We start from the raw sequence: 22868 nt of genomic DNA on the forward strand, positions 1-22868 counted from the left end.
AGCTGGAGGGGCCCTCAACAGCCCCTGGCCCCGGTGCTCCAACGCCGCTACTTGCCGGCGCCGGGACGCTTCCGGCCGAAGGTGAAGTAGCCCACGGGGCCGATGAAGTTGATGAAGGATGCCGCCCGCCATGCTGCCTTGGGACCGTTGATGAGTGCAGCGGGCCGCTTCGAGATGTCCCGCTGCGCTGCCACCAGCAGGGACACCTGCGCGATGGCCACCAGGATGGTGCCGGCCTTTGCTGACGGGGACATTTCTTTCCAGGTCTTTTTCTGGGCCATGTTTGCTCCTTGTTTAGGTTTTCAGTTTCCGATGCTTGCTGCTCCTGCGCAACGGGGCGTGCCGGTGCCGGCGCATCCGCCCTCAGGCCGTGAACGGGGCCAGGCGTTCCTTCTGTTCACGCGTCAGGCGCTGCACGCGCCCCGTGGCCTCGTCCACGAACGCCAGGTGGCTGCTGGCTTTCACGCAGTCCTCCCGGGTGACGGGGTCCTGGATGAGGTAGTGGATGTCGAAGCTGGCCCCCTTGACGGCGCCGATCCACACCTGCACCACAGCCGGCACGTTCCGGTACTCGAGGGTCCTGACATAGCGGATCTTGTGGTCCACCACCAAAGCCATGGTGCCATCCGGGACGTCATTGAACAGGGAGACGTGCGGATCAACTCCGGGCAACCCGGCACCGCGCGGCGGGCCGAAGGCCGCGATCCGCGCTTCCTCCAGCATCCGGACGATCTGGACGTTGTTGATGTGCCCGTAGGCGTCCATGTCCCCCCACCGCATGGGGACCAGGACCTCGATCCGGCGGCCGGTGCTCAACTGTGCACCGCCGTCGAATCGTCCACCGGGACTTCCCCGGCGTCCGCTCCTGCGAACTGGGACATGTACAGGCGGTAGTACGCGCCCTTGGAGGCGAGGAGGACCTTGTGGTTGCCCTGTTCAACGATCCTGCCGTTTTCCATCACCAGGATGGTGTCGGCGTCGCGGATCGTTGAGAGCCTGTGGGCAATCACAAAGCTGGTGCGGTCCGTGCGGAGCGCGGCCATGGCCTTCTGCACCAGCAGTTCGGTACGGGTATCAACAGAGCTGGTGGCCTCATCCAGGATGAGCAGTGACGGGTTGGCTACGAAGGCACGGGCAATGGTGATCAGCTGCTTCTCGCCGGCGCTGACGTTGTTGCCCTCTTCATCGATGACGGTGTTATAGCCCTCCGGCAGGGCCCTGACGAAGCGGTCCACGAAGGTGGCCTTGGCCGCTGCCATCACTTGCTCTTCGGTGGCCTCCAGGTTGCCGTAGCGGATGTTGTCGTAAATGGATCCCCCGAACAGCCAGGCATCCTGCAGCACCATGCCCACCTTCGAGCGGAGCTCGGAGCGGCTGAGGTGGATGATGTCCACGCCGTCCAGCCTGATGGAACCGGAATTGAGCTCGTAGAACCTCATGACCAGGTTGACCAGGGTGGTCTTTCCGGCACCAGTGGGCCCCACGATGGCCACGGTGTTTCCCGGTTCGGCGGTGAAGGAGAGGTTCTCGATCAACTTCTTGTCCTCGGTGTAGCTGAAGGTGACGTTGTTGAAGTCGACGTGCCCGTCAGTCCTGGCCGGGAGGTGCTCGGTGGCGGTTTCGGCGTCCTGCTCGTCGGCGTCGAGGAACTCGAAGACCCTTTCCGCGGAGGCCACGCCGGACTGCAGCATGTTTGCCATGCCGGCCATCTGGCCCAGCGGCTGCGTGAACTCGCGTGAGTACTGGATGAACGCGGTGGCGTCGCCCAGGGTCATGGATCCGGACGCCACCCGCAGGCCGCCCACCACGGCGATGCCCACGTAGCTGAGGTAGGAGACGAACTGCATGACCGGGAAGATGATGCCGGAGACGAACTGAGCACCGAAGCTGGCCTTGTACAGTTCCTCGTTGCGTTCCTCGAACCGTGCCAGCATGTCCTTGTCGCGGCCGAAGACCCTCACAAGGTCGTGCCCCGAGAAGGACTCCTCGATCTGCCCGTTGAGCGCCCCCGTGTTCTTCCACTGTGCGGCGAAGAGCTTCTGGCTGCGCACGCCGATCATGCCCGCCGCGACTCCGGAGAGGGGAAGGGCAACCAGCGCTATCAGGGCCAGCTGCCAGGACACGATGAACATCATCACCACGATGCCGATGACGGTCAGCAGCGAATTGATGAGCTGGGCGAAGGCCTGCTGCAGCGCCTGCTGGATGTTGTCGACGTCGTTCGTTACCCGGGACAGCACGTCCCCGCGCTGGCGGGTGTCGAAGTAGTTCAGCGGGAGGCGGTTCAGCTTCCGTTCGGTGTCGTCGCGGAGCCGGCGGATTACCTTCATCACGATGCGGTTCAGCACGTAGCCCTGCAGCCAGAGGAAGATGTTGGCTACGAAGTACATCAGCAGGACCACCGCGATGAGCATGCTGAGCTTGTTGCAGTCGATGCCGGTGCCGGGCACCAGTTCCATCCGGGAGACCATGTCCGCAAAGTTGTCCTGGCCCTGCTGGCGCAGCCCGTCCACGAACTGTTCCTTGCTGGCGCCGGCCGGAAGCTGCTTGCCCACCACTCCGGCAAAAATGACGTCCATGGCCTGGCCCAGGATCTTGGGGGCGATGACGTTCAGGACCACGGCGATCACCACCATGCCCACCACCACGTAGATGCCCAGGGCCTCGGGCTTCAGCAGCCCCATCAGGCGCTTGGCGGAGGGCCAGAAGTGCTGGGCTTTCTTGGCGGGCATCCCGCCGAACATGTCTCCGTCGGCTTCGGAGGGCTTGAACTCCTCCTCCACGAAGTCGTCATCCTCGACGGGTTCCTCCGTCAGCTCCGTGCCGCTCGAGTCCCGGGCAGCTGCTGTTGCAGTGACGTCCGTGGAGTCCTTCCTGCGGGCGCTCATGCCATTTCCTCCACGCTCAGCTGGGATTCGACGATTTCTTGGTAGGTGGGCGAGGTTTCCAGGAGTTCCTGGTGGGTTCCCCGGTCCACGATGCGTCCGTTGTCCAGCACCAGGATCTGGTCCGCCTCGGTGATGGTGGAGATCCGCTGCGCCACGATGATCACGGTGGCATCGGCGGTGATGCCTTTCAGCGCGGTCCGGAGCCGGGCATCCGTGGCCACGTCCAGTGCGGAGAAGGAATCGTCGAAGAGGTACACCCGGGGCCTGCTCACGAGTGCCCTGGCGATGCAAAGGCGCTGGCGCTGGCCGCCGGAGACGTTGGTTCCGCCCTGGGAGATGCGGGATCCGAGGCCGTTCTTCTTGGCGCGGACAAACTCGTCGCCCTGCGCCACCTGCAGCGCTTCCCACAGTTCCTGGTCGGTGGCCTCGGTTTTTCCGAACCTGAGGTTGTGCTCGATGGTTCCGGAGAAGAGGTATGGGCGTTGGGGCACCAGGGCCACGCGCCGGGTGATGTCGGCCCGGTCCATCCTGCTGACGGGGACTCCGTCCAGCAAAACCTCCCCCTCGGCGGGATCGTAAAGCCGGGGCAGGAGGGAGAGCAGGGAGGTTTTTCCCGCGCCGGTGGACCCGATAATGGCGATGGTCTGGCCGGGACGGGCCGTGAAGCTGATGTTGCTCAGCACCGGTGACTCGGCACCGGGATAGGCGAAGGTGACGTTCCGGTACTCCACCACGCCGGCCAGCGCGCCCGGCACCTCGGGCCGTTCCGGATCATGGATGGAGGGCTCGACGTCGAGCAGTTCGCCGATGCGGTCCGCGCAGACAGACGCGCGCGGGATCATCATGGCCATGAAGGTGCCCATCATGACGGCCACCAGGATCTGCAGCAGGTACTGCAGGAAGGCGGTCAGGGCACCCACCTGCATCTCGCCGGAATCCACGCGCTGCCCGCCGAACCACAGCACGGCCGCGGTGGACAGGTGGAGGATCATGCCGATGGCAGGGAACATCAGGACGAACAGGGCGCCGATCTTCAGCGAGACATCCGTCAGTTCCTTGTTCGCCTCGCCAAAGCGCCCTGTTTCATACGGTTCCCGGACGAAGGCCCGGACCACCCGGATGCCGATGATCTGCTCCCGCAGCACGGCGTTGATGCGGTCGATCTTTTTCTGCATGGACCGGAACAGCGGCATGAGCCGGACCACCAGGTACCCCACCACCACCGTCAGGAGGGGCACGGAAACCCACACCAGCCAGGACAGGTTGAGGTCCTCGCGCAGCGCCATGATGATGCCGCCAATGCACATGATGGGCGTTGCCACCATGAAGTTCAGCCCCATCAGCACAAGCATCTGCACCTGCTGGACATCATTGGTGCCGCGGGTGATGAGCGTGGGGGCGCCAAAAGCGTTAACGTCCATGGCCGAGAAACTGGTGACTTTGCGGAAAACCCCGCGCCGCAGGTCCCGGCCTATGGCCATGGCCGTCTTCGAGCCGAAATAGACCCCTGCAATGGCGGTGCCCACCTGGATGAACGCCACCACCAGCATCACCGCGCCCGTCCGCCAGATGAAGGCGGTGTCCCCGCGGGACACCCCTTCGTCGATGATCTGGGCGTTCAGGCTGGGCAAGTACAGCGCGGCGATGGTGGACGCCAGCTGGAACACAATGACGGCCGCGATGTACGGCCTATACGGCCGGGAAAACCGCCGTATGAGGGTGAGGAGCATGCCCACGGGTCCTTAGTGGTGAGTTCGGTGATGGTTCGCAAGAGCAGGAGGCCTAAGTAGTAGCAGCCGGGGCCGACAGTTCAGCTTTCCCACTCTACGAAACTCCTCCCCCTGGCGAAACAGGCCCAGGGAAAGATCATCCGTGGGGATTACCCCTCAGGGTCACCTGCCTGCCGGGGCGAGCTCCGCCGTCGTGCTCTTTTCCCCGGCCCCCGGCTGGATGTCCACCGTGCGCCGGAGGGGCTTCTCCTTGATGAACAGTACGGACACCAGCGCCACAACGGCCACGGCAGCGGAGATCAGGAACACCTCGGCGGTGGCGTCACCGTAGGCGGCCCGCATGATGTCGCGGACGGGTTCCGGCATGTGCGCCAGGTCCATGCTGGCGCCGGCCGCGCCTCCTTCAACGGGGATGCCTGCAGTTGCCAGGCCCTGAGTTGCCAGCTCGCTGACGCGGTTGGCCAGGATGGCGCCCAGGACGGAGACGCCGATGGCGCCGCCCACGGACCGGAAGAACGCAACCGAAGCACTCGCCGTTCCGATGTCCGATGCCCGGACTGTGTTCTGGACGGCCAGCACGAGGTTCTGCATCAGCATGCCCAGGCCGAGGCCAAGCACTGCGGTGAAGAGCCCTGCGTGCCAGAGCTCGGTGGTGTGGTCCAGGGTTCCGGACAGTCCCAGCCCGCCGATCAGCAGGATGGAACCGGCGATCAGGTAGCCCTTCCACTTGCCCGTCCGGCTGATCAGTTGCCCGGACACCACAGAACCCGCCAGGTTTCCGGCGATCATCGGCAGGGTCAGGAGCCCGGCCTCGGTGGGGCTGGCACCGCGCGCCACCTGGAAGTACTGGCCCAGGAAGGTTGAAGAGCCGAACATCGCCACGCCCACGGCCACGGAAGCGAGGATGGCCAGTGCCGTGGTGCGTTCGGAGATGATCTTGAGCGGGATGATGGGCTGCTCCACCTTGGATTCCACCAGCACCAGCAGGGCCAGCAGGAGGATTCCGCCGCCCACCATGACGGCGGAATGCCAGGAGACCCAGTCATAGTAGGCGGGGTTGCCGGCGAAGGAGACCCAGATCAGCAGCAGGCTCACGCCGGAGGTCAGCAGGATGGAGCCCAGCCAGTCGATCTTGGCGGGCCGCCTTATGTGGCTGATTTTGAGGGTGACCTGCAGCAGGATGAGGGCGACGACGGCGAGCGGCACGCAGACGAAGAACGTCCAGCGCCAGCCGAGCGGGCTGTCCACGATGAAGCCGCCGAGCAGCGGCCCGCCGGCGGTCCCGACTGCCATGACCCCGCCCATGTAACCGGAGTACTTCCCGCGGTTGCGCGGCGGGATCATGGTGCCGATGATGGCCTGCGACAGTGCCGTGAGTCCCCCCATGGCCACACCCTGGATCACGCGGGCGCCCAGCAGCAGCGGGATGGTTTCGGACAGGCCCGCCATGACGGAGCCGGCCACGAAGATGATGATGCTGAGCTGGACCAGGACCTTCTTGTTAAAGAGGTCGGCGAGTTTGCCCCAGATGGGGGTGGTGGCGGCGTTGGCCAGCAGCGCGGCGGTGATGACCCAGGCGAAGTCGGTCTGGGTGCCGTGCAGGTCGGACATGATGGTGGGCAGCGCGTTGGCCACGATGGTGCTGCTGAGGATGGCCGTGAAGAAGGCGGCGAGGAGCCCGGTGAGGGCTTCCATGATCTGGCGGTGGGACATCTCGGGCGGCGTGCCCGCGGGTGCGCCGGCCAATGCGGCGGGGGCGGCTGGTCTTGCCATGGGTCTGCTCCTAAGCGCTGGTTGTGATGGTGCCGGCCGCCGTTGCCCGGGCTGATTGTTTGAGTGATTCGGTGAGCTTGTGCAGGATTCTGGCCGTAGTGCCAGCGTCTTCCTCGCTCCAGTCGCGCAGGTAGTCCTGCAGGACCGCCGTCCGCTGGTGCTCGATGCTGCGGAGTTTTGCCGCTCCCAGGGGTGTCAGGGCAACCAGCTGGGCCCGGCCGTCGTCGGGGTCCTGTCTGCGGACCACCAGCCCGTGCTCCTCCAGGTCCGCGATGTGCCGGCTGAGCACCGGCGCGCTGACTCCCAGCCGCTCGGCCAGGCGCGTGGCCCTGCTCTCCCCTTCGCCCACGAAGCGCAGTACGCCCTGCAGCGCCACCCCGGTGTCCTGCCCGCGCACGCTGGCGGTGGCGATACACCGCACTGCGCGCTGGAGATCGAAGATCTGGTACACAAGGTCGGCTGCCGTATCCGGCGCTACTGCCATGGTTGCTCGACTCCTCAGTTGCTTGCCTGAAGCAACTATATACTCAAAGTTGTTGCTGGGAAACTAACCGCTTGAAGGGCTGAACGCGAAAGGCCCCAGCTCTGTGCGAGCCGGGGCCTCAAGGGGACCAAGGTAAGGAGGAGGTGCTGGTCAGTCCGCCAGGTGCGTGGGGGCAAACATCTTCAGCAGGGTTTCCACCACAACGACGTTTGGCCCGTCGGCAGCGAACCCCGCCTTCAACGCGTCCCCCACATCCGCCGGCGCCACCTTGACGGCAGGCACGCCGAACGCCTCGGCAAGCTTGACGAAATCCGGGCGGGCCAGCTCCGTGGCCGTGGCTTTACCGAAGGCGCCCACCATGTATTCGCGAAGGATGCCGTAGCCGCCGTCGTCCACAATCAGCCAGGTGACCGGAACGTTGTGCTGCTTCGCCGTGGCGAGTTCAGAGATCGAATACATCGAGGATCCGTCGCCGGATACTGCCAGCACTCGGGCAGAGCCAGCGGGCCTGCCCACCGTCTCGAGTCCTACGGCCGCGCCGATGGCCGCCGGGAAGCCGAAGCCCAGCCCGCCGGCTCCCTGGGCAGAATGGAACTGGCCCTCGCGGGCGTCCCAGCAGCTCCAGCCCCAGTAGGCCGCGATGGTCATGTCCCAGAAGGTCTGCATGTCCGCCGGCACCGCTTCGCGGATGTCCGCCATGAACTTCAGTTCCTTGGCCAGGTCCTGCGATTCCAGCCGTGCGCGGACCTTCGCCAGGGATTCGCTCACCAGGTTTTCCGGCGACGTGCCGTGCCAGCTGGGAACAGTCCGGCCAGCCCCAGCCTCCAGGGCTTCATCAAGGGCCGCGAGCGCCTGGCCTGCGTCTGCCCGGATGCCCAGCCCGGGCCGGTTGGACTCCAGGACCCTGGGTTCGGCATCGATCTGGATGATCCGGCCCCGGGGCTCGAACGTGAAGTAGTTGGAGGTGACCTCGCCCAGGGACGAGCCGATCACCACCAGGACGTCCGCGTCTTCCAGGAGATCGGTCATGTAGCGGTCCTCAATCCAGGACTGCAGCGACAGCTCATGGTTCCAGGGGAAGGCGCCGTTTCCGCCCGGAGTGCAGATCACGGGCGCGCGAAGCTTCTCGGCAATCGAGAGCAGGGACTTTTCTGCCCGGCCCCGCCGTGTGCCGCCGCCGGCGATGATGGCCGGACGCTCCGCGGACTGAAGCCATTTCACCGCCTCCCGGACCAGTTCCACACGGGGCGGGTTGTCAGCCGCCTCGGCAAGCGCATCCTCCACCGGTGGCACCATGATGGGATCAAGCAGGACGTTCTGCGGGATCTCCAGCCAGACGGGGCCTTGGGGCGAGGAGATCGCCTCGGTCCAGGCGTCCTGGATGGCGGACGGGATGCCGGACGCGTGCTGGATCAGCCGCTGGCTCTTGGTGACGTTAGCCGCCGACGCCTTCTGGTCGTCAAGCTGGTGCAGCATGCCCTTGCGGCGCGCGCCGAGCCCCTCGAGCGGGATCTGGCTGGCCACCACAACCATGGGAACTCCCGTGGCATAGGCTTCCTGCAGCCCGGCCAGGGACGTCAGCGCGCCGGGTCCGGTGGAGAGGAACAGGACTCCCACTTCGCCCGTCGCCCGGGAATACCCGTCCGCGGCAAAGGCACTGTTGTTTTCCACCCGGGAGGAGACGAACTGCAGGTTCCCGCGGCCCATCGCATCAAAGAGGCCCAGGGCGTGCTGGCCCGGGATGCCAAAGACGGTCTTGGCACCCAGCGCCTCGAGGGTTTCGACGACGAGGTCCCCGCCGTTGCGCACGCCCGAACTGTTTATTGCGGGCACAGCGGCCACACCCGCAGTGGCGTCGCCCACCGTTACTCCCTGCCTGCCGGAGCGAAACCTGCCGGTCGGCGGGCCTCCTGCCCGAGCGCCTGGGCGGCGTAACCGGTGGCCGCTCCGAAGCGGTCCCCCGCCACGGCGTTGTCAGCCATCAGCGTGACCAATTCGTAGGCGACGTGGCTGGCGGCGACGCCGGTGATTTCGGCGTGGTCGTACGCGGGGGCAACCTCCACGATGTCGGCGCCCACCAGGTTCATGCCGCGGAAGCCGCGGATGATTTCCAGCAGCTCGCGGCTGGTAATGCCACCGGCCTCGGGGGTACCGGTGCCCGGCGCGTGGGCGGGGTCCAGGACGTCGATATCCACGGAGATGTACAGCGGGCGGTTGCCGATCCGGTCGCGGACCTTGGCCACGGTTTCCAGGACGCCCTGGTAGTAGATGTCAGCGGAGGTGACGATGCCGAACCCAAAGCGGTGGTCGTCGTCGAGGTCCTTTTTGCCGTAGAGCGGCCCCCGGGTGCCGATGTGGCTGATGGCTTCCGTATCCAGGATGCCTTCCTCGACGGCGCGGCGGAACGGGGTGCCGTGGGTGTACTCGGCGCCGAAGTAGGTGTCCCAGGTGTCCAGGTGCGCATCGAAGTGGAGCATGGCGATGGGCTCTCCGGCTCGCTCGGCGGCGGCGCGAAGGAGCGGCAGGGCGATGGTGTGGTCACCGCCCAGGGTCACCAGCTTGCTGCCGCCGGCCGTCAGGTCAAGGGCGTTCTGCTGGATGGTTTCGATGGCTTCATTGATGTTGAACGGGTTGACGGCCATGTCCCCGGCGTCGGCCACCTGGATGTTTTCAAACGGGCTGACGTCCCACGCCGGGTTGTACGGGCGCAGCAGCCGGCTGGCCTCGCGGACATGGTTGGCGCCGAAGCGGGCACCCGGGCGGTAGGAGACACCGGAGTCGAAGGGGACGCCCACCACTGTGACGTCGGCCTTGGCCACCTGGTCCAGGCGCGGAAGGCGGGCATACGTGGCAGCTCCCGCGTACCGGGGAATCCGGGATGAATCGATCGGACCAAGGTTGCCGTTGGCTTCGATGCGCAGCTCTTCCAAGGGAGGCCTCTCCTTCAAGGAGTTGAGGGACTGATGTGACTGCCATCATACATCTTGTTTCTCAGTGTGCACCACTTGTTTACCGAAACGGCATCTGGCCGCAACTGGGTAGCACTAAGTGTCGTTATGAGCGCTCATAACGACACTTAGTGCTACCTACTTGGGCGGGAGAGTTAGCGGCTTGCGGCCGGAACCAGGACCCAGAGAACCTCAACAGGCTTGTCGGTGGGGTTGATCCACGTGTGCGGCTCACGGCCGGGGAAGGTGACGGTGTCCCCGGCGCTCAGATCATATTCCTCGTTGGTGAGGATCAGCCGGATATTGCCTTTGATCACATGGAGGACGTCAACGTCGCAGTCCACGGCGTAGAGCTCGGATTCGCCGCGGCCGTGTGGTTCGATGCAGGCCTGGATAATCTGGACGCGCCGTTCCGAACGCGCCGTGAGGAGCCGCTCCACGATCCCCTGGCCGCCCAGCGAGATCCGCGGACCGTCATTGCGCTTGGTCAGATGCGTTTCGGGCGCCGCGAAAAGGTCGCCGATGGAGACCGAGAGGACCTGGCACAGCGTGACCAGGGACGCCACGGACGGGGACGTGAGGTCCCGCTCCACCCTGCTGAGGAACCCCTTGGTCAGCCCCGTCGCGTCAGCAACCTGCTCGATGGTCAACCGCTGTGACTGCCGGGCGGCCCGGATCCTCGAGCCGATGGCCACCGGTACGTTGCTCGGCTCAACTGGCAGTGCCTTCATCTACGAACCTTTCATGGCCGGCAGCCCGGCTCCACTTTGGAGCAATACTAATGGCCTGCCCCTTCTGTGACGGCTCATTGCACGCGTGGCCCGGCACCCAGGGTTGCCTTGACTGTTATCACCGTCACAGCCTACGCTTTGGAAACACTTGTTGCCTATAGAGCAATAGCTGAGCCCCCTCACTCCCCAAAATTCCGCAGCGGCATCCGGCCCACCGTCTCCGGGGCGCCCCACGCTGCCAAACACGCTCCAAGGAGCCAACATGGATGCAAGTTTCATCAACATCGCCATCGTGGTGGTGTACCTGCTCGCGATGCTGGCCTTCGGCTGGTGGGGCAAGTCCCGCACCAAGAACAACAGCGATTTCCTGGTGGCCGGCCGCCGCCTCGGCCCGTTCCTCTATACCGGAACCATGGCCGCCGTCGTCCTGGGCGGCGCCTCCACAGTGGGCGGTGTGGGCTTGGGCTACAAGTTCGGCATCTCGGGCATGTGGCTGGTAGTGGCCATCGGCGCCGGCGTCCTGCTCCTGAGCCTTCTGTTTGCCGGGACCATCCAGAAGCTGAAGATCTACACGGTGTCCCAGATGCTCACCCTGCGCTACGGCAGCAGGGCCACGGAGGCCTCCGGCATTGTGATGCTCGCCTACACCCTGATGCTGTGTGCCACATCCACCGGCGCCTACGCCACCATCTTCGTGGTGCTTTTCGACTGGGAGCGTCCGATTGCGATCGCCGTTGGCGGAGCCATCGTACTGGTCTACTCGACGGTGGGCGGCATGTGGTCCATTACCCTGGCCGACCAGGTGCAGTTCATCATCAAGACCGTGGGCATCTTCTTCCTGATGCTGCCCTTCACGCTCAACGCGGCGGGCGGCTTCGAGGGCATCCGCAGCCGGGTGGACGAGAGTTTCTTCCAGATCGACGGCATCGGCGTCCAGACGATCATCACCTACTTCGTTGTCTACACACTGGGCTTGCTGATCGGCCAGGACATCTGGCAGCGCGTCTTCACGGCGAAGACCCCCACCGTGGCACGCTGGGGCGGCGCCACCGCAGGCATCTACTGCATCCTCTACGGAGTTGCCGGCGCCCTGATCGGCATGGCCGCCAGCGTGGCCCTCTCCGGCGTCGACATCGCAGTCAAGGACGACGTCTACGCGGAGGTGGCCCAGACCCTGCTGCCCGTCGGCATCGGCGGGCTGGTCCTGGCAGCAGCCGTGGCAGCGATGATGTCCACCGCGTCAGGCGCCCTCATCGCTGCCGCAACCGTGGCCCGTGCCGACGTCCTGCCGTTCGTTGCCAGCTGGTTCGGCAAGGACATCAACACGGACGACTCGGACAACCCCGAGCATGACGTCAAGGCCAACCGCATCTGGGTCCTTGCGCTGGGAATCATCGCCATCGTCATCGCCATCATCACCAAGGACGTGGTGGCAGCCCTGACCATTGCCTATGACATCCTGGTGGGCGGCCTCCTCGTGGCGATCCTCGGCGGCCTGGTCTGGAAGCGCGGTACGGGCATCGCTGCGGCAGCATCCATGGCCGTGGGTTCCGTGGTGACGCTGGGCACCATGATCATCCTGGAAGTCAACGCCGAGGCACCGCTGGAAGGCATCTACGCGAACGAGCCCATCTACTACGGCCTGCTGGCGTCCGCCCTGGTCTACGTTGCGGTTTCCCTGCTGAGCAAACCGACCGACCCGCAGGTAATGCGCAACTGGCAGCGCCGGGTGGCAGGGCAGGCCGCAGAAGAAGCGCCCCTTCCCACCGCAGCCCGCTAGGCCCGGCAGACCAGGACAACAGCAGCAGAGGAGCACGACGGCGGCACCCCACCTTCGCTTTCCGGCGAAGGCGGGGTGCCGCCGTCGTTATGTCCTGCCGGGTTCGCTAGTCGGTTTCGCGGACCTCGTCAGGGTCATCCAGCGGGACAACACGGTCCTCGGCGTCGACCACGACGGGAGGCACCTGGACCACCGGCTCTTCCTCGTCCAGGAGGTCGTCCTCGGTATCCCAGTCGTCCTCAACTACCGGTGCATCCTCGGCGTAGTCATAGGCGGGATCCGCCTCTACGGCATCCAGGTGCGGCATGTCCGGGTGCTGTCCGGTGGTGCTCATGATTGAACCTCCGTTTGTTCGCCTGACGTGCTCTTTCAGTGAGGGCGCTGGCCGCGCCACACCTTCATCACAGCACCGCACCGAAGGGTGGTCAATAGCGTGTCACGGTACCTGTGGATACCACCCGGATTAAGGCAAGCCGAAATATCCGAGGCAGGAATACCTGCCAAAAATCCGCGGATTTTCGCAGTAAGCTTGCTCTGCAATGGGGCCGCACCATGCCCCATCCAGCCCAGGAGTTTCCGTGTCTCAGCACGCCGAGTTCAACCGCCCGTCCGCGCCGCAAGCGCCGCAACCTTCCCCGGCCCGGGGACCAGCCAGGCACGCGCAGCAGGCCCAGCCTTCGCCGTCGGACGTCAAGCGGTGGCGGCAGTATTTGGCGGACGAACGGGCCGAAGCCGCCGTCTACCGGGACCTGGCACAGAACCGCCAGGGCGAAGAGCGCGACATCCTCCTTGCGCTGGCTGAAGCCGAAGGCCGCCATGAAGCACACTGGCTGGGCCTGCTGGGTGACCGTGCGGGCAAGCCCCGGCGGGCATCCCTGCGGAGCCGCATGCTGGGCTTCCTGGCCCGCCACTTCGGGTCGGTGTTTGTGCTTGCCCTGGCCCAGCGTGCAGAAGGCCGCTCCCCCTATGCAAAGGACCCCAACGCCACGGATGCGATGGCAGCGGACGAGCAGATCCATGAAGAAGTGGTTCGAGGGCTGGCAACCCGGGGGCGCAACCGCCTGGCAGGCACCTTCCGCGCCGCTGTGTTCGGCGCCAATGACGGCCTGGTCAGCAACCTTTCCCTGGTCATGGGCATGGCGGCCTCCGGCGTTGCCAGCAGCGTGGTGCTGCTCAGCGGAATCGCCGGGCTGCTGGCCGGTGCCATGTCCATGGGCGCCGGCGAGTTCATTTCGGTCCGTTCCCAGCGGGAACTGCTCGCGGCAACACGCCCCACCCAGGTCACCCTGGTGGCGGCTCCCAAGCTGGACCTTGAGCACAACGAACTGCTGCTGGTGTACCTTGCCCGGGGCATGACGCAGGAGGCAGCCGAGCACCGCGTGGCTGAACGCATGGGCCTGCTGCCCTGCGACTGCGATCCCAGCCTGTCGCTGCAGCCGGAACTGCCGGACGTCGAGGACCAGCACGAAGCCGTGGGGACCGCCTGGGGCGCGGCACTTTCCAGCTTCTGCTTCTTCGCCTCCGGCGCCATCGTGCCCATCCTGCCGTTCCTGTTTGGCCTGACCGGCATCGCCGCCCTGGTGGCGGCCGGCATCCTGGTGGGCCTCGCCCTCCTGGTCACCGGCGCCACGGTGGGCCTGCTTTCCGGCACGTCGCCCCTGACGCGTGGACTCCGCCAGCTGGCCATCGGGCTGGGCGCGGCGGCAGTCACCTACCTGCTGGGGCTGGCCTTCGGCACCGTTGTGGCCTAGTGGAGACCCGGCCGCCGCGCCGCGCAGCGTCGCGCCATGCGGGGACCAAAGCCCGCCTGGGCATGCGCCGGGGCCTGGAGCTGCTGCTCACCGCCGCCCTCACCGCGGGCGCCGTGTTTGGAGCAGCACTGGCACTGAATGACCCGCGCTTCAAAGAGCTGCTGGATGTCCGGATCGGCCCCGGAAACGGGCAGTCCGCCGGGCAGCAGGATGCGGGCCCTTCCGGGGAAGCCGGCCAGCCGCCGCGGGCCGAAGGCCGGATGGGCGCGCCGCCTCCGGGATTGGAGGAGTCGGACGCTCCCCTGTCCGCCGCCGATCCTCCGCCTCTGGGCAGCGATTCCTACCGCTTCCTGGCCGTCAACGGGGACGGCAGCCCGGTTGGCTATTCCCCCTGCAGGCCGCTGCACTATGTCATCAATGACGATCTCGCACCGGCAGGCTCGCAGCAGCTGGTCACGGAATCCATCGCCACCATCTCGGCCGCCACCGGCATCCGGTTCATCTACGACGGCACCACCGCAGAGCAGCCGTCCCCACAGCGTCCGCCCTACCAGCCCGAGGCCTACGGCGAGCGCTGGGCTCCGCTGCTCATCGCCTGGACAACACCGGAGGTTGCACCGCAGCTCAAAGGCAAGGTGATCGGAACCGGGGGCAGCACCCATTTCAGTTACGACGACGGTCCCAAGGCCTTCGTCACGGGCGGCCTGGACCTCGACGCACCGCAGATTGCCGATGAACTGCTCAACCCGGACGGCCACCTGTATGCGCGTGCCGTGATCCTGCACGAGCTCAGCCACGTAATGGGCCTCGACCACGTGGATGACCCCACCCAGCTGATGTATCCCGAGATCGGCACCCCCGAGGGGCTCTCTGCCGGGGACCTCAACGGGCTCTATGAGCTCAGCAAGGCGCAGTGCCGGAAGGATCTCTGACCTGCTGCTGCCCCAGGGGCTAAGGGGACAGCCGCAGTACGTCTACTGCCTCCTGGACTGTGTCCACCAGGAAAATCCGGTCCTCCATGGGCCGGCCGGCCGCCAGGCTCTGGAGCATGGGCCAGGCAGGGTACTGGCGCTCCCAGTGATGCCGGCCCACCAGCACCATGGGCGTCACCTTTTCCCGCGCGCCGTAGTAGTTTTCGCACGCATCCTGGAAGATCTCCTGCACAGTGCCGGCGGCCCCGGGCAGGAACACGATCCCTCCTGTGCACAGTTCCAGGAGGATCGCTTCCCGGATGGCGTTGGCGAAATATTTTGCGATGTGCGTGGCGAAGTAGTTGGGCGGCTCATGCCCGTAGAACCAGGTGGGGATGCCCAGCGATGGCGTCCCGCCCGGAAAGCGTTCGACGACGGCGGCAGCCGCCCGCGCCCACGCCGACACCGAGGGACGGAACCCGGGGACGGAGGCGAGCAGGTCAAGCGCAGCCTGCAGGCCGTCGTCGTCCGCTTCGCTGAGGTAGGCACCGAGGTTGGCCGCCTCCATGGCCCCCGGTCCCCCTCCGGTGGCCACTACGTGTCCGTCCCGCGCGAGGAGCCTGCCCAGCTGGGCGGCCTGGGCAAAGCCGCTGCTGCCGCGCTGCGCGGCGTGCCCGCCCATGACACCCACCATGGCCCGGCCCTGGAACGGGCCTGTCCGGATCGCGTCGCCCAGGGCATCGCCGATGGCGTGGTCGTGAAGCGCTGAGGCCAGGGTTGCATCCAGCCGGTGCCGCATGCCGGGCTGGATGCTCCATTGGTAGATACGGGCATCCGGAAGGGCTTCGTACGGGGCACCGGGCAGTCCGGCGTACAGTTCCTCCGGCGAGTACAAGGCGGCCCGGTAGGGGTTGAACGGCACAGTCTCCAGCCGCGGGAAGATCAGCGCTCCCCTTCGCCGCAGCAGGTCCTCCACGCCGTCGTCGAACGTGCAGCCGAGGAAGATGGCGCCCTCCACGCGCAGGCGCTGCAGGGCATCGGTCCTCCCCCGCAGGTCCAGGGACTGCGCGTGCCAGCCGCGCATGTCCACCGCACCGGCGCCGACCAGCCGGTCGAAGCTGTCCAGGTCCTGTACTTCGAGGTTGTGCGGGTGGGGGCCCACGTTTCCGGAAAGGTTCACTGTCCAAACCTATTGCAAGGCCGGACGCCGCTGCGCTGGTTCCCGGCGCTCCCCTTGACCGGGATGGCACGGCTGCTAGGATCGAAGAAGTAAATAGTATGTCCTATCAAGCGAACATATAGCGGCAAGGCGGCCGTTCGCGCCCCACCCGGGCGGAGACGTCCCGCAACAAGGAACATGAGGGAAGTACCGTGGCGCACAACCTGGGTCTCAGCATCGACCGCTCCTCCCCCGTCCCGCTCTACCACCAGGTGGTGCAGGGGATCGAAGCCGCAATCTTCAGCGGAGTCCTGGAGCCCGGCAGCCGGCTTGATAACGAAATCGACCTCGCGGCCCAGCTGAACCTTTCCCGCCCCACGATGCGCAAGGCCATGGACGAGCTGGTCCGATCCGGGCTGCTGGTGCGCAAGCGCGGCGTCGGAACGCAGGTGGTCTCAAGCCAGGTGCGCCGTCCGCTTGAGCTCTCCAGCCTTTACGACGACCTCACCAACAACGGCAAGAAGCCCACCACCGACGTCCTGAGCTTCGCCCATGTGGAGGCCGACGACGCCACGCTGGCAACCCTCCAGCTGCCGGCCGGCTCCAAGGTCTACCACTTCACCCGCCTGCGCAAAGTGGGGGGCAAGCCGCTGGCGCTCATGGAGAACTGGGTCCGGGATGACATTGCCGAGATGGATGAAGCCGCGCTGTCCGCTGAGGGCCTCTACGCCATCCTGCGCCGCGGCGGCGTGAACTTCCGCCTCGCCAACCAGCGGATCGGCGCCGTGGTGGCCAACGACTACCAGGCCTCACTCCTCGAGACCGCGCCCGGGTCCGCGCTGGTCACCATGGAGCGTACTGCCACCGATGACACCGGCCGGCGCGTGGAAACCGGACACCACGTGTACCGCGGGGATTCCTACAGCTTTGAAATGACACTCGTACAGCGCTGACGCAAGGAGCTACACTCCATGACCAACTGGGTCTACCCCCTGGGCACCGCCACCGACGGCACATGGGACGTTTCCATCGGAACCTCGGACTCCTCCCTGTCCGTGGACGGCTGGGCACATACCGGACTGAAGGTGGCCACGCTCGCTGCCGGTGCCGACGTCGTCCTTCCCGCCGCAGGTGAGGAACGCATCGTGGTGCCCCTCAACGGCTCCTTCACCGTTACGGTCGACGGCACCGAATACGACCTGGGCGGCCGCGACTCCGTGTTCCACGGCCCCAGCGACGTTCTGTACTCGGGCACCGGACGCGCCGTAAGCATCACCTCGGCCGACGGCGGGAGGGTAGCGGTTGCCACGGCCCCGGCAAAGGACGCGTACCCCACCCGGCTGGTGACCGCCGCCGAAACCCCGGTTGAGCTGCGCGGCGCGGGCAACTGCTCCCGCCAGGTCCACAACTTCGGGACACCCGCCGCGCTGGAGGCTGACCGGTTCATTGTCTGCGAGGTCCTCACTCCGGCAGGCAACTGGTCCTCCTATCCCCCTCACAAGCACGACGAGGAGAAGGACGGCGAGACGCACCTCGAGGAGATCTACTACTTCGAGACGCGCGTGGCGGACGGGTCAGCGGCGCCGGCGGATGCGGACGCAATCGGCTACCAGCGCGTTTACGCATCAGACGAGCGCCCCATCGACGTCTCGGCGGAGGTGCGCACCGGTGACGTTGTCCTGGTTCCGTACGGCTGGCACGGTCCCGCAATGGCTGCGCCGGGATACGACCTCTACTACCTGAACGTCATGGCAGGCCCCGGGCCCGTGCGCGAATGGCTCATCAGCGACGACCCCCACCACGGCTGGGTGCGCCAGACCTGGGACGGCCAGGACGTGGACCCGCGGCTCCCGTTCGGCGCCTGAGCGCCCGCACATCCCGCGATCCGGCTGGAGTTTTTGTCCAGGTATGGAGACTTAAAGGGCCTCCAGCCCTGCATAAATGGACGAAAACTCACACGTGCAGGGCGTCCGTGCGGTCCGCTGGCATTTCCGCTTCCGGACGCGGCCCCACGCTGCTCCGCTTGGCGGCGGCGGCAGCGAAGGCCATGACAGCCACCCCCACCAGCGTGATACCGGCACCGGCCCAGATGGGTGAGGTGTAGCCGAGCCCGGCGGTAATGGTGACACCGCCGAGCCACGCGCCCAGGGCGTTGCCCACATTGAACGCCCCGATATTGGCGCCCGATGCCAGGGTGGGTGCACTGCTGGCGTACTTCATGACGCGCATCTGCAGCCCGGGGACGGTGGCAAAGCCAAAGCCACCCATGAGCACCAGGGACGCAGTGGCCAGTACCTGGCTGGCGGCGGTCAGCGCGAAGGCCACCAGGACAACGAACAGGACGGCCAGGACCACAAGCAGGGTGCGGTCAAGGTTCCGGTCGGCGGCCTTTCCGCCGAGCGTGTTGCCCGCGAAGAGTCCCAGGCCAAACAGGATCAGGAGCCAGGGCACCGTGCCGGCAGCGAAGCCGGATACCTCGGTCAGTGTGTAGGCGATGTACGTGAAGGCACCGAACATGCCTCCGAACCCGAGGATGGTCACCACAATCGAGAGCCATACCTGCCGGGAGCGGAAGGCCCGCAGCTCGCCGCGCAGCCCTCCTGTTTCCCCGGGCGCTCCGGCTGCCCTGGGGACGAGCGCCAGGATCCCGGCGAGGGCCACAACACCAATAGCGGTGATCGCCCAGAACGTGGCGCGCCATCCGGCGGCCTGCCCGAGGAGGGTGCCGAACGGCACCCCCAGAACGTTGGCCGCAGTCAGCCCGGTGAACATCAGCGCAATGGCACCGGCCTTCTTTGTAGGGGAAACCATGCCCGCGGCGACCACCGCCCCAATGCCGAAGAAGGCACCGTGGGCCAGTGCGGCAATTACCCGGCCGGCCATCATGGGCCAGTAGTCTGCTGCGGTGGCCGACAACAGGTTTCCCACGATGAACAGGACAAGCAGCGCCGCCAGCACAGGCTTCCGCGGGAAACGGGTGACGGCGGCGGTGAGACCGAGGGCGCCGACCACCACCGCCAGTGCATAGCCGGAGATCAGCCAGCCGGCTTCCGCTTCGGTTACACCAACGTCCGCTGCCACTTCAGGCAGCAGCCCCATAATGACGAACTCTGTAAGACCAATTCCAAACCCTCCGAGGGCCAGGGCTATCAAACCGACGGGCATGCCGGTACTCCTCCGTGTTGTGTGGGAACGCGCATGTTGCTGGGCGCAGAATGACGCCATAAACTAGTTGCAGGCGCGGTATTTATTGTTGCATACGCAATTATCCCGCGCAAGCAACTATATGGATAAGGAGCAGCACCATGGGCATTAAGGACGACGCCGTCGAGGTCCGGGCGCAGGGATGGCGGACTTTGGCGGCCCTTCACGGGCTGATCGAGGGCGAGCTGGAGCGCGCCCTCCAGGCTGAGTCAAAGCTGTCCGTGGTGGAGTACACAGTCCTGGACGCGCTGAGCAGGCAGGACGGCTGGCACATGCGGATGCAGCAACTGGCCCGCGCTTCTGCTTTGAGCCCAAGCGCCACCACCCGGCTGGTCAACCGGCTGGAGGGCAGGGGCCTGCTGACGCGCATCCTGTGCGATGACGACCGCAGGGGTATTTACACGGAACTGACGCCCGCCGGCCTCAGCCTCCTTGAGGAAGCGAGGCCGGCGCACGACGCCACCCTCGAGCGTGCGCTGGCAGCAGCGCAGGACATCCCTGAACTGGCCCCCCTGGTTGACGCGCTTCCCAAGCTGCACGCGGTGTCCTGAACGGGTTCGGGGCCGCTCAGGACAGTTGGCTGGCCACGGCTCCTGCCACGCGCACCGGAAGGCCGCTGGCCAGGGACTCCTGGGCGGCGTCGGCCACCCGGGAGGCGGCCACAGCGTCCTCGGGGGTACACGGGTTGTCCCGCTGGCCCAGGACAAGCTCAACGAAAGCGGCCATTTCGGAACGGTAGGCCTGGTCGAAGCGCTCGGCAAACGTCCGGTGCGGCTCGCCCGAAGGGAAAGCGACGCCGGGTTCGGCTGACACCATCGCCGTCTTATCGTCCAGCCCCACCATGAGCGAACGGCTGGACCCCTGGATTTCCAGCCGGACATCATGGCCGGCCCCGTTGTAGCGGGTGGCTGACACTGTCCCCACCGTGCCGTCGTCGAACGTCACCAGGGCCAGCGCGGTGTCCACGTCCCCGACTCCGCCGATGGCCGGGTCACCGTTGTTCGAGCCCTTGGCGTAGACCTCGACGATTTCGCGGCCGGTCAGCCAGCGCAGGATGTCGAAGTCGTGGACCGAGCAGTCGCGGAAGAGCCCGCCGGAGGTTGCAAGGAACTCCACGGGCGGCGGGGCCATGTCGCAGGTCACCGCGCGCAGGGAGTGGATCCATCCCAGCTCGCCGGCCCGGTAAGCCCTCCTGGCTTCCAGGTAGCCGGCGTCGAACCGGCGCTGGTGGCCAATCTGCACAACGCCGTTCTTGTCCCGGATGTAGTCCAGCACCGGCAGGGCGTCCGCAACGTTCATGGCCACGGGCTTCTCGCAGAAAGCCGGGATGCCGGCGTCCACTCCCGCCTTGATGAGTTCGGGATGGGTGGCGGTGCCGGTGGCCACCACCAGGCCGTCCACTCCCGAGGCCAGCAGTGCGTCAACCGAGGGCAGATACTCCGCCTCCAGGCCTGCTGCTACTCGCCGGGCATGCTCTTCAGCCACGTCCGTCAGCAGGAGGCGCACGTTGATCCCCTCCGGATTCAAAACGCCGTTGAGGGACGCGATGTTGTTGGCATGCATGACGCCGATCCGGCCCACTCCGACCAGTCCAAGCGTTACGTTTTTCATGCTTTTTCCTCTGCATAGACCGTAAAGGCGGTCCGGAAGGCGTCGAGGGCTGCGTTGCTGTCATCCTTCGCCCACGCCTCCATGCCCACGGTGCCCTGATAGCCGGCCTCCGCGAGGGCACGGGCCACAGCTGCGTAATTGATTTCCCCGGTGCCTGGCTCGCAGCGTCCGGGAACATCCGCCACCTGGACTTCGCCGATATGAGGGAGGGCCGTCCGAACCAGCTCAATGAGGTTCCCCTCCCCGAGCTGCGCGTGGTACAGGTCCAGCATGAGCTTGACGTTGGGGTGCCCGGCCGCCTCCACGAGCGCAAGGGTGTCCTTGGCGCGGGCCAGCGGAATGCCTGGATGGTCAAGCACCGTGTTGAGGTTTTCCAGGCAGAACGTGAGGCCGTGTTTTTCGCCCAGCCTGCCAAGCCGCTCCAGGGTCCTGGCACCAGTGCTCCACATCCTCCCGCTGGAACGGAAGACGGGCCTGGCGGCCTTGCCGTCAATGAGTTCGGCAGGGTGCACCACCATCCGGCTGACTCCGAGCTCAAGGGCGGTGGGGATCAGCGATTCGGCTGTTTGGACCACGTGACCGGCCGTGTCCGGATCCACCAGGCTGCCGGACGTGTAGCCGGTCATGGAGGAGAAGACGGCCCCAGTGGCTGCCAGCGCGGGAATGTCCCTGTGCCGGGAATCCCAGAGTTCCACGTCGAATCCCGCCTCGTGGACCCGCCGCACCCGCTCCTCGAACGGAAGGTCCAGGAAGACCATTTCCGCGCAGACCGCCAGCCGCATCAGACGGCCGCCTTTTCGGCGACGGCGACCGGGGCGCCGCTTTTCACCGATTCGATACAGGCAAGTGCCATGGCCAGGGCGCGGCGGGCGTCGGCGGCGCCGGGCGTAAGGGTGATGTCCGACGACGGCGAGGTCCCGCCGTCGCGCTTTGCCCGCACGGATGCGGCGAAGTCCGCGAGTTCGTCGGTGTAGGCCTGGCGGAACAGCTCGACGTTGAGGCGTGGCGTATCCGCCGAGAGTCCCTCGGCGGTATAGCGCCGGGCCTCCGTTTCGGTGGTCCGGCCCGCCTGCACCATGCCCTTTGAGCCAAACACCTCGCCGCGGACGTCATACCCGTAGAGTGCGCTGAAGTTCGCCTCGGCCACGGCGATGGCACCGTTGCTGTACCTGATGGTTACTACTGCAGTGTCCAGGAATCCCTGGTCGCGCAGGGACGGCTCCACGAGGGCATCCGCCACGGCGTACACCTCGGTGGGCTCGGCCCCCTCGTTGAACCAGTTGAGGGTGTCGAAGTCGTGGATGAGCGTTTCCAGGAAGATAGTCCATGCCGGCACCCTGGCCGCGTTGGGAATGCTTCCGGTCCCGGGATCGCGGGTCAGCGAGCGCAGGAGTTGCGGGGTTCCGGCTGCTCCGGCGGCGAGGTCTTCCTTCGCTGCCCGGAAGCCATCGGCGTACCGGCGGTTGAATCCGATCTGGAAGTGCACCCCCGCTTGCTCCACAGCCGCGAGCGCGGCGTCGAGTTCCGCCAGCGACTGGCCGGCCGGTTTCTCGCAAAATACGTGCTTTCCTGCGGCGGCGGCCTGGGCAATCAGTGGGGAATGGAACCGGGCCGGGCTGGCGATGACCACGGCGTCGATCTCCGGATCGGCGAAGATATCCTCGGCACTGGCCGTCACTTTGGCCGTACCCAGCTGCAGGGCGAGGTTCTGCGCGGACTCGATATTGGGGTCCGCGATGGCCGCCAGGGCGGCACCGGGGACGCGGCGGGCAACGCTCTCGGCATGGAACGCACCCATCCAGCCTGAGCCGATGAGTCCGATGCGTACCGGTACGGGTGTTACCGAACTTTGCTGGGAGATGTAAGCCAATGGCTCGTCCTTTCGATGGGGCGTACAA

Annotated in this window: 21 protein-coding genes; 6 read left to right on the plus strand and 15 right to left on the minus strand. The window is 66.2% G+C overall.

The window, feature by feature from the left end; translation table 11 throughout:
• Positions 1 to 47: 47 nt before the first annotated feature.
• The 9 genes from WHH00_RS14510 to WHH00_RS14550 form a co-directional block, all read right to left on the minus strand.
• The gene (locus WHH00_RS14510; RefSeq protein ID WP_104186210.1) at positions 48 to 281 is read right to left on the minus strand and encodes a PLDc N-terminal domain-containing protein; all 234 of its coding nucleotides are present in this window, start codon (positions 279 to 281) and stop codon (positions 48 to 50) included.
• Positions 282 to 363: 82 nt separating this feature from the next.
• Positions 364 to 780: an acyl-CoA thioesterase gene (locus WHH00_RS14515; protein ID WP_406638620.1), complete on the minus strand. Its 417-nt coding sequence runs from the start codon at positions 778 to 780 to the stop codon at positions 364 to 366.
• A 32-nt stretch (positions 781 to 812) separates the two neighbouring features.
• Positions 813 to 2888 (minus strand): ABC transporter ATP-binding protein, encoded by a 2076-nt coding sequence (locus WHH00_RS14520; RefSeq protein WP_406633845.1) that lies wholly within the window; start codon positions 2886 to 2888, stop codon positions 813 to 815.
• A complete protein-coding gene (locus WHH00_RS14525; RefSeq protein ID WP_406633847.1) occupies positions 2885 to 4618 on the minus strand; it encodes an ABC transporter ATP-binding protein in 1734 nt (577 codons plus the stop codon). Before WHH00_RS14525 ends, WHH00_RS14520 begins: the two co-directional genes overlap by 4 nt.
• Positions 4619 to 4780: 162 nt before the next feature.
• Complete coding sequence (locus tag WHH00_RS14530) at positions 4781 to 6391, minus strand: MFS transporter (RefSeq protein ID WP_406633849.1); 1611 nt, start codon at positions 6389 to 6391, stop codon at positions 4781 to 4783.
• Positions 6392 to 6401: 10 nt separating this feature from the next.
• On the minus strand, positions 6402 to 6875 hold the full coding sequence (locus tag WHH00_RS14535; protein WP_406633851.1) for a MarR family winged helix-turn-helix transcriptional regulator: 474 nt from the start codon (positions 6873 to 6875) through the stop codon (positions 6402 to 6404).
• A 150-nt stretch (positions 6876 to 7025) separates the two neighbouring features.
• Entirely contained in the window at positions 7026 to 8738 is a 1713-nt protein-coding gene (locus WHH00_RS14540) for a thiamine pyrophosphate-binding protein (protein WP_406633853.1), read from the minus strand.
• 2 nt (positions 8739 to 8740) lie between these two features.
• A complete protein-coding gene (gene speB, locus WHH00_RS14545; RefSeq protein WP_406633855.1) occupies positions 8741 to 9805 on the minus strand; it encodes an agmatinase in 1065 nt (354 codons plus the stop codon).
• Between the two features lie 173 nt (positions 9806 to 9978).
• A complete protein-coding gene (locus WHH00_RS14550) occupies positions 9979 to 10554 on the minus strand; it encodes a helix-turn-helix domain-containing protein (protein ID WP_406633858.1) in 576 nt (191 codons plus the stop codon).
• Positions 10555 to 10816: 262 nt separating this feature from the next.
• On the opposite strand from WHH00_RS14550, the gene WHH00_RS14555 reads away from it, so the two are divergent.
• Positions 10817 to 12334 carry a sodium:solute symporter gene (locus WHH00_RS14555; protein WP_406633860.1) on the plus strand — a complete coding sequence of 506 codons (1518 nt, stop codon included), beginning with the start codon at positions 10817 to 10819 and terminating at the stop codon, positions 12332 to 12334.
• Positions 12335 to 12440: 106 nt separating this feature from the next.
• On the opposite strand, the gene WHH00_RS14560 is transcribed toward WHH00_RS14555, so the two are convergent.
• The gene (locus WHH00_RS14560; RefSeq protein WP_188811155.1) at positions 12441 to 12668 is read right to left on the minus strand and encodes a hypothetical protein; all 228 of its coding nucleotides are present in this window, start codon (positions 12666 to 12668) and stop codon (positions 12441 to 12443) included.
• Between the two features lie 244 nt (positions 12669 to 12912).
• On the opposite strand from WHH00_RS14560, the gene WHH00_RS14565 reads away from it, so the two are divergent.
• Both WHH00_RS14565 and WHH00_RS14570 read left to right on the plus strand, forming a co-directional pair.
• Positions 12913 to 14085 carry a VIT1/CCC1 transporter family protein gene (locus tag WHH00_RS14565; RefSeq protein WP_406633863.1) on the plus strand — a complete coding sequence of 391 codons (1173 nt, stop codon included), beginning with the start codon at positions 12913 to 12915 and terminating at the stop codon, positions 14083 to 14085.
• Positions 14085 to 15017 (plus strand): matrixin family metalloprotease, encoded by a 933-nt coding sequence (locus tag WHH00_RS14570; protein WP_406633865.1) that lies wholly within the window; start codon positions 14085 to 14087, stop codon positions 15015 to 15017. Before WHH00_RS14565 ends, WHH00_RS14570 begins: the two co-directional genes overlap by 1 nt.
• A 19-nt stretch (positions 15018 to 15036) precedes the next feature.
• On the opposite strand, the gene WHH00_RS14575 is transcribed toward WHH00_RS14570, so the two are convergent.
• Entirely contained in the window at positions 15037 to 16176 is a 1140-nt protein-coding gene (locus WHH00_RS14575; protein ID WP_406633867.1) for an LOG family protein, read from the minus strand.
• 191 nt (positions 16177 to 16367) lie between these two features.
• Here WHH00_RS14575 and WHH00_RS14580 point away from each other — a divergent pair, with 191 nt between their 5' ends.
• Both WHH00_RS14580 and iolB read left to right on the plus strand, forming a co-directional pair.
• Complete coding sequence (locus WHH00_RS14580; RefSeq protein WP_406633869.1) at positions 16368 to 17108, plus strand: GntR family transcriptional regulator; 741 nt, start codon at positions 16368 to 16370, stop codon at positions 17106 to 17108.
• An 18-nt stretch (positions 17109 to 17126) separates the two neighbouring features.
• The gene (iolB, locus tag WHH00_RS14585) at positions 17127 to 18020 is read left to right on the plus strand and encodes a 5-deoxy-glucuronate isomerase (protein WP_406633871.1); all 894 of its coding nucleotides are present in this window, start codon (positions 17127 to 17129) and stop codon (positions 18018 to 18020) included.
• Positions 18021 to 18108: 88 nt separating this feature from the next.
• Here the strand turns inward: iolB and WHH00_RS14590 are convergent, their stop codons facing one another.
• Positions 18109 to 19320, minus strand: a complete 1212-nt coding sequence (locus tag WHH00_RS14590; protein ID WP_406633873.1) for an MFS transporter — start codon at positions 19318 to 19320, stop codon at positions 18109 to 18111.
• A gap of 140 nt (positions 19321 to 19460) precedes the next feature.
• Between WHH00_RS14590 and WHH00_RS14595 the strand changes: the two genes are divergently transcribed.
• Positions 19461 to 19910, plus strand: a complete 450-nt coding sequence (locus WHH00_RS14595) for a MarR family winged helix-turn-helix transcriptional regulator (RefSeq protein WP_231456423.1) — start codon at positions 19461 to 19463, stop codon at positions 19908 to 19910.
• A 16-nt stretch (positions 19911 to 19926) separates the two neighbouring features.
• Here the strand turns inward: WHH00_RS14595 and WHH00_RS14600 are convergent, their stop codons facing one another.
• From WHH00_RS14600 to WHH00_RS14610, 3 genes are read right to left on the minus strand one after another with little or no spacing between them, the layout of a single operon-like run.
• The gene (locus WHH00_RS14600) at positions 19927 to 20970 is read right to left on the minus strand and encodes a Gfo/Idh/MocA family oxidoreductase (protein WP_406633875.1); all 1044 of its coding nucleotides are present in this window, start codon (positions 20968 to 20970) and stop codon (positions 19927 to 19929) included.
• Positions 20967 to 21752, minus strand: a complete 786-nt coding sequence (locus tag WHH00_RS14605) for a TIM barrel protein (RefSeq protein ID WP_406633877.1) — start codon at positions 21750 to 21752, stop codon at positions 20967 to 20969. Before WHH00_RS14605 ends, WHH00_RS14600 begins: the two co-directional genes overlap by 4 nt.
• Positions 21752 to 22840 carry a Gfo/Idh/MocA family oxidoreductase gene (locus WHH00_RS14610; RefSeq protein ID WP_406633879.1) on the minus strand — a complete coding sequence of 363 codons (1089 nt, stop codon included), beginning with the start codon at positions 22838 to 22840 and terminating at the stop codon, positions 21752 to 21754. Before WHH00_RS14610 ends, WHH00_RS14605 begins: the two co-directional genes overlap by 1 nt.
• Positions 22841 to 22868 lie beyond the last annotated feature (28 nt).

Source organism: Pseudarthrobacter quantipunctorum (assembly GCF_045291495.1).
GTDB lineage: Bacteria > Actinomycetota > Actinomycetes > Actinomycetales > Micrococcaceae > Arthrobacter > Arthrobacter quantipunctorum.

Excerpts from the sequence above, each read along its gene's own strand:
- WHH00_RS14560 (WP_188811155.1), bottom strand. The coding sequence starts at position 12,668 with ATGAGCACCACCGGACAGCACCCGGACATGCCGCACCTGGATGCCGTA.
- WHH00_RS14515 (WP_406638620.1), bottom strand. The coding sequence starts at position 780 with ATGCGGTGGGGGGACATGGACGCCTACGGGCACATCAACAACGTCCAG.
- WHH00_RS14550 (WP_406633858.1), bottom strand. The coding sequence starts at position 10,554 with ATGAAGGCACTGCCAGTTGAGCCGAGCAACGTACCGGTGGCCATCGGC.
- WHH00_RS14525 (WP_406633847.1), bottom strand. The coding sequence starts at position 4,618 with ATGCTCCTCACCCTCATACGGCGGTTTTCCCGGCCGTATAGGCCGTAC.
- WHH00_RS14555 (WP_406633860.1), top strand. The coding sequence starts at position 10,817 with ATGGATGCAAGTTTCATCAACATCGCCATCGTGGTGGTGTACCTGCTC.
- WHH00_RS14535 (WP_406633851.1), bottom strand. The coding sequence starts at position 6,875 with ATGGCAGTAGCGCCGGATACGGCAGCCGACCTTGTGTACCAGATCTTC.
- WHH00_RS14530 (WP_406633849.1), bottom strand. The coding sequence starts at position 6,391 with ATGGCAAGACCAGCCGCCCCCGCCGCATTGGCCGGCGCACCCGCGGGC.
- WHH00_RS14510 (WP_104186210.1), bottom strand. The coding sequence starts at position 281 with ATGGCCCAGAAAAAGACCTGGAAAGAAATGTCCCCGTCAGCAAAGGCC.
- WHH00_RS14590 (WP_406633873.1), bottom strand. The coding sequence starts at position 19,320 with ATGCCCGTCGGTTTGATAGCCCTGGCCCTCGGAGGGTTTGGAATTGGT.
- iolB (WP_406633871.1), top strand. The coding sequence starts at position 17,127 with ATGACCAACTGGGTCTACCCCCTGGGCACCGCCACCGACGGCACATGG.
- WHH00_RS14605 (WP_406633877.1), bottom strand. The coding sequence starts at position 21,752 with ATGCGGCTGGCGGTCTGCGCGGAAATGGTCTTCCTGGACCTTCCGTTC.
- WHH00_RS14520 (WP_406633845.1), bottom strand. The coding sequence starts at position 2,888 with ATGAGCGCCCGCAGGAAGGACTCCACGGACGTCACTGCAACAGCAGCT.
- WHH00_RS14600 (WP_406633875.1), bottom strand. The coding sequence starts at position 20,970 with ATGAAAAACGTAACGCTTGGACTGGTCGGAGTGGGCCGGATCGGCGTC.
- WHH00_RS14595 (WP_231456423.1), top strand. The coding sequence starts at position 19,461 with ATGGGCATTAAGGACGACGCCGTCGAGGTCCGGGCGCAGGGATGGCGG.